Source organism: Microbulbifer sp. ARAS458-1 (assembly GCF_045348205.1).
In the GTDB taxonomy this organism is placed as follows: domain Bacteria; phylum Pseudomonadota; class Gammaproteobacteria; order Pseudomonadales; family Cellvibrionaceae; genus Microbulbifer.
Genome location: NZ_CP155838.1, coordinates 337,126 through 353,511, shown reverse-complemented (window position 1 = coordinate 353,511; position 16,386 = coordinate 337,126). Strand labels below are relative to the sequence as shown.

11 protein-coding genes and 2 tRNA genes are annotated in these 16,386 nt (G+C 60.0%); 10 read left to right on the top strand and 3 right to left on the bottom strand.

The genetic code is table 11. From position 1 onward, the window contains the following. Positions 1 to 108: 108 nt before the first annotated feature. A tRNA-Leu gene (locus AAFH99_RS01370) sits at positions 109 to 195 on the bottom strand. Positions 196 to 431: 236 nt separating this feature from the next. Here AAFH99_RS01370 and ppc point away from each other — a divergent pair. Continuing rightward, entirely contained in the window at positions 432 to 3,089 is a 2,658-nt protein-coding gene (gene ppc / locus AAFH99_RS01365; protein ID WP_406828455.1) for a phosphoenolpyruvate carboxylase, read from the top strand. A 264-nt stretch (positions 3,090 to 3,353) separates the two neighbouring features. On the opposite strand, the gene AAFH99_RS01360 is transcribed toward ppc, so the two are convergent. Further along, positions 3,354 to 3,440 (bottom strand) — tRNA-Leu (locus tag AAFH99_RS01360). A 361-nt stretch (positions 3,441 to 3,801) separates the two neighbouring features. Here AAFH99_RS01360 and rnr point away from each other — a divergent pair. From rnr to dnaB, 7 genes are all read left to right on the top strand, one after another. After that, positions 3,802 to 6,738 carry a ribonuclease R gene (gene rnr / locus AAFH99_RS01355; protein WP_406828454.1) on the top strand — a complete coding sequence of 979 codons (2,937 nt, stop codon included), beginning with the start codon at positions 3,802 to 3,804 and terminating at the stop codon, positions 6,736 to 6,738. Then, complete coding sequence (rlmB, locus tag AAFH99_RS01350) at positions 6,735 to 7,490, top strand: 23S rRNA (guanosine(2251)-2'-O)-methyltransferase RlmB (protein ID WP_043319662.1); 756 nt, start codon at positions 6,735 to 6,737, stop codon at positions 7,488 to 7,490. Before rnr ends, rlmB begins: the two co-directional genes overlap by 4 nt. Before the next feature lie 1,247 nt (positions 7,491 to 8,737). Continuing rightward, positions 8,738 to 9,187 carry a 30S ribosomal protein S6 gene (gene rpsF / locus AAFH99_RS01345; RefSeq protein ID WP_043319661.1) on the top strand — a complete coding sequence of 150 codons (450 nt, stop codon included), beginning with the start codon at positions 8,738 to 8,740 and terminating at the stop codon, positions 9,185 to 9,187. Between the two features lie 12 nt (positions 9,188 to 9,199). Next, entirely contained in the window at positions 9,200 to 9,430 is a 231-nt protein-coding gene (rpsR, locus tag AAFH99_RS01340) for a 30S ribosomal protein S18 (RefSeq protein WP_010133305.1), read from the top strand. Between the two features lie 46 nt (positions 9,431 to 9,476). Beyond that, positions 9,477 to 10,325, top strand: coding sequence for a hypothetical protein (locus tag AAFH99_RS01335; protein ID WP_043319660.1), 849 nt, complete (start codon positions 9,477 to 9,479; stop codon positions 10,323 to 10,325). A gap of 34 nt (positions 10,326 to 10,359) precedes the next feature. Continuing rightward, positions 10,360 to 10,806: a 50S ribosomal protein L9 gene (gene rplI / locus AAFH99_RS01330; protein ID WP_043319659.1), complete on the top strand. Its 447-nt coding sequence runs from the start codon at positions 10,360 to 10,362 to the stop codon at positions 10,804 to 10,806. A gap of 204 nt (positions 10,807 to 11,010) precedes the next feature. Beyond that, positions 11,011 to 12,456 (top strand): replicative DNA helicase, encoded by a 1,446-nt coding sequence (gene dnaB, locus AAFH99_RS01325; protein ID WP_043319658.1) that lies wholly within the window; start codon positions 11,011 to 11,013, stop codon positions 12,454 to 12,456. Between the two features lie 334 nt (positions 12,457 to 12,790). Here dnaB and AAFH99_RS01320 read toward each other — a convergent pair whose 3' ends face one another. After that, positions 12,791 to 13,282, bottom strand: coding sequence for a murein L,D-transpeptidase family protein (locus AAFH99_RS01320; protein ID WP_043319657.1), 492 nt, complete (start codon positions 13,280 to 13,282; stop codon positions 12,791 to 12,793). A 372-nt stretch (positions 13,283 to 13,654) separates the two neighbouring features. On the opposite strand from AAFH99_RS01320, the gene bioD reads away from it, so the two are divergent. Both bioD and AAFH99_RS01310 read left to right on the top strand, forming a co-directional pair. Beyond that, a complete protein-coding gene (bioD, locus tag AAFH99_RS01315) occupies positions 13,655 to 14,356 on the top strand; it encodes a dethiobiotin synthase (RefSeq protein ID WP_406828453.1) in 702 nt (233 codons plus the stop codon). A 219-nt stretch (positions 14,357 to 14,575) separates the two neighbouring features. Continuing rightward, positions 14,576 to 16,351 carry an acyl-CoA dehydrogenase C-terminal domain-containing protein gene (locus AAFH99_RS01310; protein ID WP_406828452.1) on the top strand — a complete coding sequence of 592 codons (1,776 nt, stop codon included), beginning with the start codon at positions 14,576 to 14,578 and terminating at the stop codon, positions 16,349 to 16,351. The last annotated feature ends 35 nt before the right edge of the window (positions 16,352 to 16,386 follow it).

Below are 16,386 nucleotides of genomic sequence, written 5' to 3'. Positions count from 1 at the left end.
AGGGCGTCTTTTGATGCCCTCGGTTGACCTGCCGGCAGCGGTGGTGGGGCTGCGGGCTCCGCAAAATAAAAAGGCCGACTCGTAAGAGTCGGCCTTTTTGCGTAAAGATGGTGCCCAGGAGAAGACTTGAACTTCCACGACCGTAAGGCCACTAGCACCTGAAGCTAGCGCGTCTACCAATTCCGCCACCTGGGCAAGCAGCGCTGTGCGCTGTTGAGGTTGCGCACTATAGCCATTTTCAGCGGCGTGTCAATTGTCCAATGTGACTGATAAAACCGCTGGAGAGTCCGCACCGTAAATTACCGTGGTCGCTTGTTTTATAAGCAATATTTTTGTAGTTTTTTTACAGGAATCCGGTTGCGGGCATCAAAATCGGGCCGGAAATATGTGAAAATGGCGCCCATAAGTAATCCAGAGGGGGGAATATATCCGTGGATCAAGATCAGAATGCACCCTTGAGGGAAGATGTTCGCCTGTTGGGCGAAGAGCTTGGAACCGTATTGCGCGGGCAGGCCGGTGACGCATTGTTCGATACCGTGGAGACTATTCGCCAGGTCGCGGTGGAGAGTCGTGGTCACGGTGAGATGCCTGTAGGTAAACTACGGGAGCTGTTGGACCCGTTAGATGACGCGACACTCCTGGAGGTGGCGCGCGCCTTCAGTCAGTTCCTGAATCTGGCAAATATCGCCGAGCAGCGCCACCGCGAGCGCCTGCGCCGACAGCACGAACGCTTCCCGGGTGATCCGGATACCGACCGTGGCCTGCGTCAGGTACTGGAAGAGCTGAAAAAGGCCAAGGTGGATCCGGCAGAGATTCGTCAGGTGCTCTCCGATCTCTCTGTGGAGCTGGTACTCACCGCTCATCCCACCGAGGTCACCCGCCGAACCCTGATCCGCAAATACGACCAGATGGCCGACCTGCTGACCGGTCTTGATCGTCCGGACTGCACCCCGGAAGAGGCGGAGCGCCTGCGGCGCCTGTTGCGCGAGCAGATCCTGTCTGCCTGGTGTACCGATGAAATCCGCCGCGAGCGCCCGACCCCGGTCGACGAGGCCAAGTGGGGTTTTGCCACCATTGAGCAGTCTCTGTGGGAAGCGGTGCCCCAGGGCATGCGCGAGATAGAGAGCGAGCTGGCACTGGCGGGGTTGGATCCGCTGCCGGCGGACTGGGTGCCGATCCGCTTTGCCTCATGGATGGGGGGCGACCGCGACGGCAACCCGAATGTGACCGCCAAGGTGACCCGTCAGGTGCTGACCCTGGCCCGCTGGATGGCCGCCGACCTGTATCTGCGGGATGTGGAAAACCTACTTGCCGATCTGTCGATGCACCGCGCCAGCGACGAGCTGCTGGCCCGCACCGGCCCCAGTCAGGAACCCTATCGCCTGCTGCTGCGGGAGCTGCGAGATCGACTGCGTAACACCCGCGCACTGATGGAAGCTCGTGTAAACGGGGCTGCCGAGCCGGAAGGAGCGGTGTACACCACCGGCAGCGAGCTGTACCAGGAATTGAGTCTGATTGACCGTTCCCTGCGCGAAGTAGGCCTAGCCGCAATCGCCGACGGCCAGTTGAAAGATACGCTGCGTCGCCTCAACGGTTTCGGGATCACCCTGCTGAAGTTGGATATCCGCCAGGAGTCCACCCGCCACGCCATGGTGATCGACGCCATCACCCGCTTCCTGGACCTCGGCAGCTACGCCGAGTGGGGCGAAAAGGTGAAGCAGAAGTTCCTGCTGGCGGAGCTGGAAAGCCGTCGTCCGCTGATCAACGGCGCCTTCTATCGCAGCGAATTCTGTACCGACGAAGTGCGCGAAGTGCTGGATACCTGCAAGGTGATCGCCGAGCAGGGTCCGGAAGGTCTCGGTGCCTACGTGATCTCCATGGCCCGCACTTCGTCCGATGTGCTGGCGGTGATGCTGCTGCAGAAAATTGCCGGTGTGCGTGAGCCCATGCGCGTGGTGCCGTTGTTCGAGACTCTGGACGACCTGAACAACGCCTTCGATACCATGAGCGCGCTGCTGGAAATCCCCTTCTACCGCGAGCGGGTCAAGGGTGGTCAGGAGGTGATGATTGGCTACTCCGACTCCGCCAAGGATGCCGGTTTCCTCGGCGCCGCCTGGGCCCAGTTCCGCGCCCAAGAGGCACTGACCGGCATCTTCAAAGAGCACGGTATACCGCTGACCCTGTTCCACGGCCGCGGTGGCTCCATCTCCCGCGGTGGCTCGCCCACCCGCATGGCGTTGATGTCCCAGCCTCCGGGCTCTGTGGCCGGCCGCATTCGTGTGACCGAGCAGGGCGAAATGATCCGCTTCAAATACGGCCGCCCCTCCGTGGCCGCCTACAACCTGGAGCAGTACATCGCTGCGACCCTGGAGGCGACTCTGTTGCCACCGGCGGAGCCGCGTCCGGAGTGGCGCGCAGAAATGGATCGCCTGACCCAGGCCTCCGTGCGCGCCTACCGCGAAGTGGTGCGGGATGACCCGGCACTGGTGTCATACTTGCGCACCGTCACCCCGGAAACCGAACTGAGCCGTCTGGCCCTCGGCAGCCGTCCCGCGCGCCGCAAGCCCGGTGGTGGTGTGGAAACCCTGCGCGCCATTCCGTGGGTATTCGCCTGGACCCAGATGCGCCTGATGCTGCCCGCCTGGCTCGGCACTGGCGCGGCACTGGAGACCGGCCTGGAAAATGCCCCGGACACCCTGCGCGCCATGAGTGAGCAGTGGCCCTTCTTCCAGACCGTGGTGGATATGCTGGAAATGGTATTGGCCAAATCCGACCCCCGCGTCGCCCTCTGGTACGAAGAGCGCCTCACGGACGATGCCGAACTGCAGCGCCTGGGCGTCGAACTGCGCAGCCGCCTCGCTCGCACCGTCGCCGCACTGAGCGAGCTGACCGGACGTGAAAGCCTGCTGGATAACAACCCGGTAATGCGCTGGTCCATCCGCGTGCGCGATCCATACACCGATCCCCTGCACCTGCTGCAGGCGGAACTGATGGCACGCCTGCGTACCCGCGAGGAAGATCCGGTGCTGGAAAGCGCTTTGATGGTGACGATTGCGGGTATTGCGGCGGGAATGCGCAACACTGGCTAAATTGCTGTAGCGATTTTTTCGCGCCTTACCTTTTCGAGCTTTATTTGGGTTCGACTGAAGGTGGCGACGGCTGGCAGGCCCTTGCAAGACCTTCACCGCCAAGGATGGCGGAGCAGAGCCCCCAGGGACGGGTTTACGGCGTGTCTTGCAAGGGCCTGCCAGTTGGCGGCACCGCCACAAGACTTGGTAAGTGGGTTGTCAGGCTTTGAGGCGCGAGAAAACAAAAAGGGGCCGACTCTTGCGAGTCGGCCCCTTTTTTAAAGATGGTGCCCAGGAGAAGACTTGAACTTCCACGACCGTAAGGCCACTAGCACCTGAAGCTAGCGCGTCTACCAATTCCGCCACCTGGGCAATTCAACGGTGTGCTCCGTTGAGGACGCGCACTATAGTGATTCCCCCCGGGGGTGTCAACGCTTTTAGGGCGCAGTTGTTGTCAAATTTTGTCAGCCAATCAACAGCTTGCGTGTCTTTTCCGTGCCTTTCCTGGGCGCAAAGCGTAAATCAACGCGGGAATCAGGTCGTAAATCGCTTATACTCGCGTCAATGTGCAACAAAACCAGTGGCCAAAGCCACTTCTGGCACTCGCCACTCCAACCGCTCGCCCCGGCTTTTGCCAACCCAAATAGCCCGGGCCTGACCGTTGCACCCATTCACACCCCCTGCGCCGGACGAACCCCGGGGCTGCGCGGACCGCGCGGTCAATTGCAGAACAATGGAAGCAGTTTTGAATCAGGAAAAAGACAACCCCTCCGCCACTGAAAAAGACCCTCACGCCGAGCACGAGGCGGAGAAGTACGAAAAACCCGTTCCCAGTCGCGAGTTTCTGCTCGACCTGCTGGAACAGCAACCGGGCCCGGTAGCCTGGGAGGCGGTGGCCGATCTTCTGTCCATCGATGACGAAGACCGCCGCGAGGGCGTGCGCCGTCGCCTGATCGCCATGAGCCGTGACGGTCAGATCGCCAGCAATCGTGCCGGGGACTTCGGCGTGCTTGACAAAATGAGCCTGGTGCGTGGCCGCGTGATCGGTCACCGGGATGGCTTTGGCTTTGTCTCCCCCGGCGATGGCAGCGACGACCTGTTCCTGTCCCACCGCCAGATGCGCAAGGTTTTCGATGGCGACGAGGTGCTGGTGCGGGAAACCCCCGGCGGCTTCCGCGGTAAGCGCGAAGGCGCGGTGGTGCGGGTGATCAAACACAATACCCAGCAGCTGGCCGGACGCCTATATCGCGAAGACGGCATCTGTTTTGTGCGGCCGGACAATCCCCGCCTCACCCTCGACGTACTGGTGCCCGAAGGCAAGTGTGCCGATGCCCAGAGCGGCCAGTATGTGGTGGTGGATATCACCACTCAACCCGGTCGCAATAATCTGCCCCAGGGTGAAGTGGTGGAAGTGCTCGGTGATCACTTGGCGCCGGGTATGGAGATTGATGTCGCCATCCGCAACTACGGAATTCCCCACACCTGGCCCGCTGCGGTGCTCGCGCAGGTGGAGGGCATCGCCGACGAGGTACTGGAAGAAGACAAGACCGCGCGCATCGACCTGCGCCAGCTGCCGCTGGTCACCATTGACGGTGAAGACGCGCGGGACTTTGATGACGCGGTATTCTGCGAAGTGCTGCCGGACGGTAACTGGAAGCTGCTGGTGGCCATTGCCGACGTATCCCACTACGTGCAGGTAAATACGCCGCTGGATGTGGAGGCGCACCAGCGTGGCAACTCCGTGTACTTCCCGGATTTTGTCGTACCGATGTTGCCGGAGAAGCTCTCAAACGGCCTCTGCTCCCTGAACCCGGAAGTGGATCGCCTGTGTATGGTGTGCGAAATGCATATCGACCAGTCCGGCAATATCCAGAGCTACCAGTTCCTGGAGGGCGTGATGCGCAGCCACGCGCGCTTCACCTATACCCAGGTGGGGGAAATCGTTGCCGAGCGGGACGATCGCAACAGCGGTATTCGCAAGCAGTTTGCTGCGCTGACGCCGCACATCGACAACCTGCACGATCTGTACACCGCCCTGCGTGGAGCCCGCGACCGCCGCGGCGCCATCGACTTCGAGACTACCGAAACGCGGATTATTTTTGACGCCGCGCGCAAGATCGAGCGCATTGTGCCGGTGCAGCGCAACGACGCGCACAAGATGATCGAGGAGTGCATGCTTGCCGCCAACGTGTGTGCGGCGGAGCTAATGGAGCTGGCGGAGCTTCCGGCCCTGTACCGGGTGCACGATATTCCCAAGGCCGAACGTCTGGAGAACCTGCGTGAATACCTGGGCGAACTGGGTCTGCGTCTTGAAGGTGGCAGTGAGCCGCAGCCGAGTGATTACCAGGCTTTGCTCTCGCAGGTCGAAGGGCGTCCGGATTTTCACATCATCCAAACCATGCTGTTGCGCTCTATGAACCAGGCGGTGTACCAGCCGGAAAACCGCGGCCACTTCGGCCTGGATTACCGTGCCTATGCCCATTTCACTTCGCCGATTCGCCGCTATCCGGACCTGTTGTTGCATCGCGGACTGCGCTGGCTGATCCGCAACGGCAGCGCCAATCCGCCAGCGGTCGCAAAAAAGGTGCGTCAGGCACCCGGTGCCCGCGCGTTGGAGCGAGAAGAAATTCTGCCCTACAGCACCGTTGCCATGGTGGAGCTGGGTGAGCACTGCTCCATGACCGAGCGGCGCGCCGACGACGCCACCCGCGACGTTGTCAGCTGGCTCAAGTGCGAATATCTACAGGATCATGTGGGCGAGGTATATCGCGGTGTGATCAGCGCGGTGACCGGGTTTGGGCTTTTTGTGGAGTTGGACGACCTCTACGTGGAAGGCTTGATTCACGTCACCGCACTGCCCAAGGATTACTACCACTTTGAGCAAGCGCAGCAGCGCCTGGTCGGCGAACGCGCCGGTACCCGTTTCCACCTGGGTGATGGGGTCACCGTGCAGGTGGCGCGGGTGGATCTGGAAGAGCGCAAGGTGGATTTCACCTTTGTGGATTTGCACCCGCGCCCCAGTTACCAGACCCCGAAATACCGAAAGCCTAAAGCCGAAAAAAAGTCCGCCGGAAAAGGCGACAGCAAGAGAGAAAAGACATCCATGAGTGCCAGTAGTACCCAGAGCACTGCCCCCGACGCGCAAACGCAAGAGTCGGTGAAAGAAAAGCCCGCGAAAAAATCCCGCGCCGGCGAGGAATCAACCCAGGTCAGCGGCCGCGCCATGGAAATGGCGGTGGAGTTCCAGCAGGAGCGCAAGCGCCGGGGCAAATCCGATTTCAGTTCGGAGGAGCAGAAGGCCAATCCCTGGGGTGGTGGCCTGAAGAAAAAGGCTGCGGAGGATGGCGCAGACGAACCGCGCCCGATTCGCAAGCGCAAGGTAGGTAGCGATACCGCAGAAGTGGTGCCGCCCTCCAAAGAACGCCCGTCCGAACTGGAAGATGAGAATCCGGCCGGTGAAGATGCCGTCGGCGAAGAGGGTGCACCGAGAAAACGCAAGCCGAAGAAAACACCGCCGAGAAAAGGTGGCAAGCGCCCGGCGGTCGCCGCGCGCAAGGCCGCGCAGAAGGCCGATAAAGCGGAAGCCAAAAACCGCGCGGCGAAAAAGGCTGCAAAGAAAAAGCTCAAGAAAAAACTGGCGAAGAAGTCGGACGGGAAAAATAAGCGGTGACACAACAATTGGTATACGGCTTGCACGCGGTGCAGGCCCTGTTGAAGAGCTCGCCCCAGCAGGTGCAGGAATTGCTGCTCTTGCGCGGGCGCCGCGACCAGAAACTGCAGAAGATCATCCGCCAGGCGGAGCAGAACGAGATCACCATTCGCTATGTCGACCGCAAGGCGCTGGATGAAAAGGTCGGCGACGACGGCAATCATCAGGGTGCCCTGGCCATCTGCGCTGGTGACACCCGGGTCTATGACGAGCAATTCCTGAAGTCGCTGCTCAAAGAGCTGGATGGCAAGGGTGAGGCACCTTTCCTGCTGATCCTCGATGGTGTGACCGACCCACACAACCTCGGAGCCTGTCTGCGCTCGGCGGAGGCCGCCGGCGTACACGCGGTGATTGCACCCAAGGACAAAGCCGCAGGCCTGACGCCCACCGCGCGCAAGGTTGCCTGTGGTGCCGCTGAGGTATTGCCGTTTGTCACGGTCACTAATCTGGCGCGCACTTTGCAAATGCTGCAACAGGCGGGCGTGTGGATTTTCGGTGCGGCTGGCGAGGCCGATCAGGATCTGTATCAGTCATCCCTTACCGGACCAGTGGCGCTGGTGATGGGTGCAGAGGGTCCGGGCCTGCGCCGTCTGACCAGGGAAAATTGCGATCATCTGATCAAGATCCCCATGGCCGGTGAGGTCAGCAGTCTGAATGTTTCGGTGGCCACCGGTGTGTGCCTGTTTGAAGCGGTGCGCCAGCGGTCAGGCTAAGCCGCCAGGTCGGGTCGTTCAATCCGGTATATAAGAGCCGGCTGGATGTTCCAGTCGGCTTTTTTATGCCTTGCCCTTTGGGCGGGCAGGTGCTGGGGAGACGCGCAAGAGTGGGCCCATCAGCGTGGAAATGCATGGCATCTTACCCGGGGGAGCCAGCGGCGGTATGGGGGATTTGGGTGCTCTGCTGGGATCCCTGCGGGGTAACAATACAGCAGCTACCGCCTCACCCAGCGCTTCGGTCTCGGGGTCAGTTACGTGTTTTGATCGGGTGAGGGGAAAAGAGAAAGGCAAAAAATGGAGGGGCTTGAGGGCCCCCCTACGGTGTTATCCCGTTTGTTATTCTTCGGTCCCTGGAGATTATTGTTATTGTCACTGGGTATCGATTCTGGGTATTTATTCTTGGTTCGCTTCTTGGCTAGTGCCTTGGTCGTTGCCGCGGCTTATGTCTGTATAACGTTCTGGCGCCCAATCCCCTCAAGCCAATTTTCAATTATTTTTACAACCGGCTCGGCTACTTTATCCAGCTCAGGTGAGGATTGCCCTGTGGGAATGTCGGCGCAATTTCGCGCACCTCGCCGTGCACCAGTTGTGCCAGGCGGCGCGTGGCGTTGATCGGGGCAAACGGGTCGCCGGAGATGCACAGCAGCGGCCGTTAGGGTAGCGGGGCTGCAGTGGGAATACTGCCCTCCGGGGCAAAGCGCCCTTTCAATATGCCGCTCCCCCAATCACACATCAGCGTGTCCGCTTCCCGGCCCCCCCCGAGTGCCGGTGCGACCAGTGTCAGGGGGCTGTAGTGGGATTTACCACCGGGAGGAGCCGGGTGAAGGCGAAGATTCAAGGGCACGGTGAATCCACGAAGCTGGAGCGGGTGGACCTGCGACTGTAGATGACCGGGCTTGCCTACCTCCGGCGGATGGGCGTGATATTGGGATTGGTTGTGAGCTGGTGGAGCGAAGTCCCCACTTTAGTCAAACCTTACCTGGGTCCGTTGACCGATTCGGCCGCTCTGGTTTACCGGTGGGGCGACTCAGACCTCTGAGTGAGTGGCCACTTACCAGCGTCCGTGGTCAGCCCGCGGCGGCCAACCCATTGTTCAACTTGCAACCACTTCCATGGGCGCATAGAATACGCCGCCCGCGATAGCCCCGTTCGGTCAGCTGTTGCGTACTCCTTGCCTCACTGGGCGGCGGCGGTCCTGATACCGTGGCAAGCCGGGAGGCTGTGTTAACCCGTAAGGAGCTAAAATGCGTCATTACGAAATTGTATTCCTGGTTCACCCGGACCAGAGCGAGCAGGTCGCCGGCATGGTCGAGCGTTACACTGCGACCATCAAAGAAAGCGGTGGCGACGTTCACCGTCTGGAAGACTGGGGCCGCCGCCGTCTGGCTTACCCGATCAACAAGATCCACAAGGCTCACTACATTCTGATGAATGTTGAGTGTACTGAAGAAGCGCTGGCCGAACTGACCACCAACTTCAAGTACAACGATGCCGTGCTGCGCAATCTGGTGATCCGTGAAGACGAAGCCATCACCGAAGAAAGCCCGATCATGAAGGCCGAGAAAGAGTCCCGCGAGCGCAAAGCTGCGCGCGCAGAACGCTCTGAGCGTCGCGAGCGCACCGAACGTGAAGATTCTTCTTCCGAAGGCGCCGAGGAAGCTGCGTCTTCCGACACCACTGAAGACGAAGAGTAAGGGGATAGTCAGATGGCACGTTTTTTCCGTCGTCGTAAGTTCTGCCGTTTCACCGCCGAAGGCGTCAAGCGTATCGACTACAAAGATCTCGATACCCTGAAAGCCTACGTTTCTGAAACTGGCAAAATCGTACCGAGCCGTATCACTGGCACCAAAGCCAAGTATCAGCGTCAGCTGGCCACCGCGGTCAAGCGCGCGCGTTACATCGCGCTGCTGCCGTACACGGACAGCCACGAAGCCTAAGCTGCGCTTTGCTTCGTACGAATCGTTGTAAAAGAGAAGCTATTTAGTGCGCGCCATCGCTGAATTTGCCATGCGATCGCGCGTGCGTGCGGTGATCCTCACCCTGGTGGGTATCCCGTTGATCAGCCCCGCGGTGCTCGCACTGGTGGGGTTGCGCCGCGGTAATAGCGACGGCCTGTTTGTTCTGGCCTGGGCGCTGTTGCCGATTGTCGCCGCCGCTGGTGCCGGCTATATGTCGCCACTGATGGCGGGCATGGCCATTACCCACTTTGTGGGGGTGCTGGCCGGCGCAATGGTGCTGCGTACTACCCGCACCTGGAATTGGGCGCTGGTGGCGCTCACCGCCGTAACGGCAGCGGGCATCCTGGTTACCTCGCAGGTGACCGGGGGTGTGCTGGGGAACCTGATCGCTGCGGTCAATGAGGCCGCTGGCGGCGCCAGTACCCCAGAGGCCCAGCAGCTGAGCAAGGCATTTGCCAGCGAAGCGCAGGCCACCGGCTACCTGACCTGGGTATCGTTGATCAGCGCCATGCTGTCACTGTTGCTCGGTCGCTGGTGGCAGGCACTGTTGTACAACCCCGGGGGTTTGCGGGAAGAGATGCACGGGCTGCGAATGCCCCTGCCGATTGCCGCGGCCGGTATGCTGTTGTGGATTTACTGCCTCGTCAGCGAACACTTTGTGTTCTGGGGCGCGGTAGCCGCTTTCCCCATCATGGTGGCGGGCATCTGCCTGATCCACTGGCTGGTAGCCCAGAAGGGCTGGGGGCGCGGTCCACTGATCGCCATGTACGTTATGTTGGTGATCGCGGCGCTGCCGTTGGCTGGTTTCCTGTGTGGACTGGCCCTGATCGATAGCTGGATTGATATTCGCGCGCGCTCAAGCAATAAACGCTGAGCGGCGCACAAGAACTGAAACTGAGGGTTCCGAGATGGAAGTTATTCTGCTCGACAAAGTAGGCAAACTGGGCAACGTGGGCGACCGCGTTGAAGTCAAAGCCGGTTTCGGCCGCAACTTCCTGCTGCCTACCGGTAAAGCCGTACTGGCCAACGCAGCAAACGTTGCTGAGTTCGAAGCCAAGCGCGCTGAACTGGAAGCAGCTGCCGCTGCGAAAGTAAGCGAAGCTGAAAGCCGCGCTGCCAAACTGGCTGACCTGGTTGTGACCATCGCTGCCAATGCTGGTGACGAAGGCAAGCTGTTCGGCTCCATCGGCACACGCGACATCGCTGAAGCAATCACCGCTGCTGGCGTTGAAGTTGCCAAAGCGGAAGTGAAACTGCCGGAAGGTGCACTGCGCGAAGTGGGCGAGTACGACGTAGACGTACAGCTGCACGCCGACGTGATCAGCACCGTTAAGGTTGTTGTAGAAGCCGAATAAGCTTCTGCCGACGCTGAAACGCCTAGTGCGCTGGGTGGGAAACGGGATTGCCCGTTCCCGGTCCAGCCGCGCTACAATCAGGCGCTGGATTCTCTCTGTCGATCAATCGGTCGACACAGAGGGTCCAGCGCCTGATTTGTTTTTAGCCCGATAAAAGGGCCCGTTCTGCGGGACCTATCCGGGCCATCGAATATAAAGCCGAAGATGAACGAATACGCTCCCCACGAAGAAGAAGCCCAGGAAACCACTGCCAGCTCGCCGCTGCCGCACTCGGTAGAGGCGGAACAGTCGGTACTGGGTGGCCTGATGCTCGATGCCAGCCGCCTGGATGCGGTGGCGGAGCAGCTGAGTGCGGAAGACTTCTTTGTCGCCAGCCACCGCATTATCTTTGGCGTCATGCTGGAACTGTCCAGCGGCGAGCAGCCGCTGGATATCGTCACCCTCGCCGAGGGCCTTGCCACCCGCGATCTGCTGGCGGATGTGGGCGGCCCGGCGTATCTCGCGGAACTCGCCGAAAATACCCCGTCTGCTGCGAATATCGTCGCCTACGCCAAGATCGTGCGCGAGCGCTCCATGCTGCGCCAGCTGATCGCCGCCGCCGGTGAAATCAGTCGCACCAGTTTCAATCCGGGTGGTTTAGGCTCCGCCGACCTGCTGCAGATGGCCGAGCGTCGTGTTGCGGAAATCGCCGAGGGCCGCGCCAAAGAGGGCGGCTTTGTCGGTGTCGATACGCTGCTGAAGAAAACCGTCGAGCGCATTGATGAACTGTTCAAATCCGAGGGCGACCTCACCGGTCTCAGCACCGGGCTCACCGAGCTGGATCAGCGAACTTCCGGTTGGCAGCCCGGTGAACTCATCATCCTCGCCGCACGTCCCTCCATGGGTAAGACCGCGCTGGCACTGAACTTCGTCGAAGCGGCAATGCTCAGTCAGGAGAAGCCGACCCTTGTGTTCAGTATGGAGATGCCCTCTGACAGTCTGGTAATGCGGATGTTGTCGTCTATCGGCAAGATCGATCAAGGGCGTATCCGTAACGGCAAGTTGCAGGAAGAGGACTGGCCAAAGCTGTCCAGCGCGGTGCAGAAGATGAAGGGCAAGGGGCTGTATATCGACGATACCCCGGGTCTTTCCCCTTCAGAGGTGCGGGCGCGGGTGAAACGCACGGTGCGCGACCATACCAACAAGTTGATGCAGGCGGACCCGAAGTTGTCCCGCGAGGAGGCAGAGCGCCGCGCGATGCCGGCGATGGTGATGGTGGATTACCTGCAGTTGATGCAGGTGAAGGGCAGTACCGAGGGGCGTACTCAGGAAATCTCCGAGATTTCGCGCTCTTTGAAGGCGTTGGCGAAGGAATACGAGTGCCCGGTGATTGCGCTGTCGCAGTTGAACCGTGGTGTGGAGCAGCGCCCGAACAAGCGGCCGATGAACTCGGACCTTCGGGAATCCGGGGCGATCGAGCAGGATGCGGATGTGATTCTGTTTATTTACCGGGATGAGTATTACAACGAGGACAGTCCGGATAAGGGCCTGGCGGAGCTGATTATCGGTAAGCAGCGTAACGGTGAGATTGGTACTTGCCGGGCGGCGTTTGTGGGTAAGTACACGCGCTTTGATGATCTGGCGCCAGAGTATTACCAGGAAGAGCACTGAGACTGAAGATCGAGTCGCAGAAGTCAAAAGTTAAGGTGAATTGCTGGGGGCGGGTTTTCAGGATCGTCACAAACAGGATGTTTGTGCCGAAGCGCCCAGGGATGGGTTCACAGCGGTCCTGAAAACCCTCACCCAGTGATTCGCTGCCACGATGGTGGTTCGGAGCACTGATCTCCGACGCGGTGGCGGCCGAGCGCTGGGGCAAGTTTTTCGAATCGCTGCGAGTACATCCATGTACGCTCCGGCGCCGCTATCCATGGCGACGACGGTTCGAAAAACTTGCCCCAGCCCCCGGCCTTCAATTCAAGATTCTCTACGCTGTGGCCAGAGAAATTTACGGAAAGATCTCGATCGGCGTTCCGGTATCCACCATCGCCCAGATCTCGTCCATTTCCGGGTTGGTTACCGCAATACAGCCGTCGGTCCAGTTCATTTTGGTCAGGTACTGTTCGATGCCTTTCCAGTGGGGCTTCTGGCCGTGGATCATGATGGAACCACCGGGACTGCGGCCCAATTTTTTTGCCCGGGCGCGGTCCTGCGCATTGGGGTAGGACACCTGGATCGCGCGGTAATAGGTGCTGTTCTTCTTTTTCCAGTTCAGCGTATAGCGGCCTTCCGGGGTGCGGGAGTCACCTTCGTACTGTTTGTGGCCCACCGGATTTTTACCGAATACCACCTTGTAGCTCTTCACAATCTTGCCGTTGCGCTTCAGCTGCATCAGGTGTTTGGATTTGTAGACCACCACTTCATCCACAGGCTTGATCTTGGCAATGGCCAGGGTGGGAATCAGGAGTAAGGCAATCAGACTCAATTTCAGGTATCGCATGGCTCTCGTCGGTATAAATGGCATTGTTTGTTATGTCATTCCGGGGCTGTAAATCAGCTTCCGTACTTTCGCACTTCCACATCCCTGCCGTTTGCGGGGAGACTCGGCGTGCAGGCGGGAGTAGTCCGCCGGTGGCTGAGCAATGTGGTTGCGCGGTGCGACTTGGTGGCGCAATAGCGTCATGACAGCGCTGTCCTAGGCTGTCACCCCATGCCAGAGGCGGGGGTCTTCGTTAGGCAATTATCCTAACCCCAACCATGTTTGGCGAAGTGGGTTGTACGATTACTGCTCTACGTGGTCAATTTATCAGCAAGTAGATCATGTTTAAAGGGGCGTCAACATAAAAGATTTCTATAAGAGAGGTAAGTTTCCGTGACCCGTACGTTTTTTGTGACCGGCACCAATACCGAAGTCGGAAAGACCTATACAAGTGCGGCGTTACTGCATGCCGCAGCCACACAGGGGCTGAAAACCGCAGCGGTGAAACCGGTGGCGTCCGGCTGCGAGCAGACCCCCGACGGGTTGCGCAATCGTGACGCGCTGACGCTGATGGAAGCGATGACCGAAGAGTTGCCCTACGGGCAGGTCAACCCCATTGCACTGGAGCCGGCGATCGCTCCCCATATTGCCGCTATGGAAGCGGGTAAACGGCTGGATGTATCGCGTCTTGTGGGCATCTGTCGCGGGGTAATGAGCACTAAAACCGACCTGGTGCTGGTCGAGGGCGCGGGGGGGTGGCGCGTGCCATTGGCGCCGCGGCAGTTCCTGTCGGATCTGCCGCGGGAGCTGGAGCTGCCGGTGGTTCTGGTGGTGAGCCTGGAGTTGGGGTGTATCAACCACGCGCTGCTGACCGCCGAAGCTATTCATCGCGACGGCCTCAAGTTGGCCGGCTGGGTGGCCAATTTTGCGCGCGCGCCCAAGTCCGAAATGCCCCGCGCGCAGGAAAACCTGATGACACTTGGTGCCATACTGTCAGCCCCCTGCCTGGGAGTACTCGACTTCGATGAATCTGGCGACTACCGCAATGGCGCCGCCCACCTCGACCTCTCCCCGCTGCTATCTTCTTCCAACTAATCCCTTCGTGAACTCCCCCTGCTGTGGCCGGGGGGTGACGGATTCGCACAGGCCGGGCTCCCCCGTTCGGCTTGACTTGGGATGCGCTTGGCCCTAGATTTCAAACATGTGTTTGAAACAAATATTTGAAACAATCGATTGATCGACTTCATGAGCTGTCCGATCAGTCATTGCGTAAATACCGATAACGAGTCAAAACCGATTCAGCGAGGCGAGACCATGGCCGATTACAAGGCGCCACTGCGCGAGATGAACTTCCTGCTGCACGAGGTATTCGAAGCGGACAAATTGTGGGCGCGCCTGCCTGCGTTGGCGGAAACCGCAGACCGCGAAACCGCCGACGCCATTCTGGAAGAGATGGGCAAGCTGGCCGCCAATACCCTGGACCCGCTCAACCGCAGCGGTGATGAGGAAGGCTGTCACTGGAATGACGGCGTGGTAACCACCCCGAAAGGCTTCCCGGAAGCCTACGCCACCTATTGCGAAGGCGGCTGGGGTGCGCTGGTGGGTAACCCGGAGTTCGGCGGTATGGGCATGCCCAAGATGCTGGGTGCGCAGGTGGAAGAAATGTTGTGTTCGGCGAACATCTCCTTCGCCCTCTACCCGGTACTTACCAACGGCGCCTGCCTGGCCATCGATGCCCACGGCAGCGACGAGTTGAAAGAAAAATACCTCCCCAACATGTATGCGGGTACCTGGGCCGGGGCCATGGATCTGACCGAGCCCCATGCCGGTACCGACCTCGGCATCATCCGCACCAAGGCGGAGCCTCAGGACGACGGCAGCTACCGTATTACCGGCAGCAAGATTTTTATCACCGGCGGTGACCACGACCTGTCGGAAAACATCATCCACCTGGTGCTGGCCAAACTGCCAGACGCGCCCAAGGGCCCGAAAGGGATCTCCCTGTTCCTGGTGCCGAAGATTCTGGTGAACGAAGACGGCAGCCTGGGCGAGCGCAATGGTGTGAGCTGTGGCTCCATCGAGCACAAGATGGGGATCAAGGCGTCTGCCACCTGCGCGATGAACTTCGACGGTGCCAAAGGTTGGCTGCTGGGTGAAGTGAACAAGGGCCTCGCCGCCATGTTCACCATGATGAACTACGAGCGCCTGGGTGTGGGTATTCAGGGCCTCGGCGCTTCCGAGCGCTCCTATCAGAGTGCTATCGAATACGCCCGCGATCGCGTACAGAGCCGTTCTCCGGAAGGCGTCAAGCAGCCGGAGAAGGCTGCCGACCCGATCATCGTGCACCCGGATGTGCGCCGTATGCTGTTGACCCAGAAGGCGTATATCGGCGGTGCTCGTGCTCTATCTACCTATGTGGCCAAGTGGCTGGATCTGTCCAAATACGGCGAAGGTGAGGAGAAGCAGCACGCGGAAGCGATGGTGGCGCTGCTGACTCCGGTGGCCAAGGCCTTCTTTACCGACAAGGGCCTGGATTGCACCGTGCTCGGCCAGCAGGTGTTCGGCGGCCACGGCTATATTCGCGAGTGGGGCCAGGAGCAGCTGGTGCGCGACGTGCGCATTACCCAGATCTATGAAGGCACCAACGGTATCCAGGCCCTGGACCTGATCGGCCGTAAGACTGTGGCCAACGGCGGCGCCTTCTTCGAACTGTTCGCCGCCGACGTGCAGCAGTTTATCGACGCCAATGCCGCGAACGATGCTCTGTCTGAATTCATCGTGCCGCTGGCGGCCGAGCTGCAACGCCTGAAGGACGTGACTGCCGCGGTGATCGAAGCCGCCAAGAGCGACCCCAACGCACCGGGTGCGGCTTCGGTGGAATATCTGCACCAGTTCGGCTTCGTTGCCTACGCCTATATGTGGGCCAAGGTCGCCAGCGTTGCTGTGGGGCAGAGCGACGATTTCTATCGCAGCCAAATCAAGACCGCGCGCTTCTTCTTCGCCCGTCTGCTGCCGCAGACCAAGGCACTGGCGGCGAGCGTGCTGGCCGGTAGTGAGACCCTGATGGATCTGGAAGAAGAGTTGTTCTGACCCCGGTTGCTGGATGCCGGATGTTTTTGTCATGC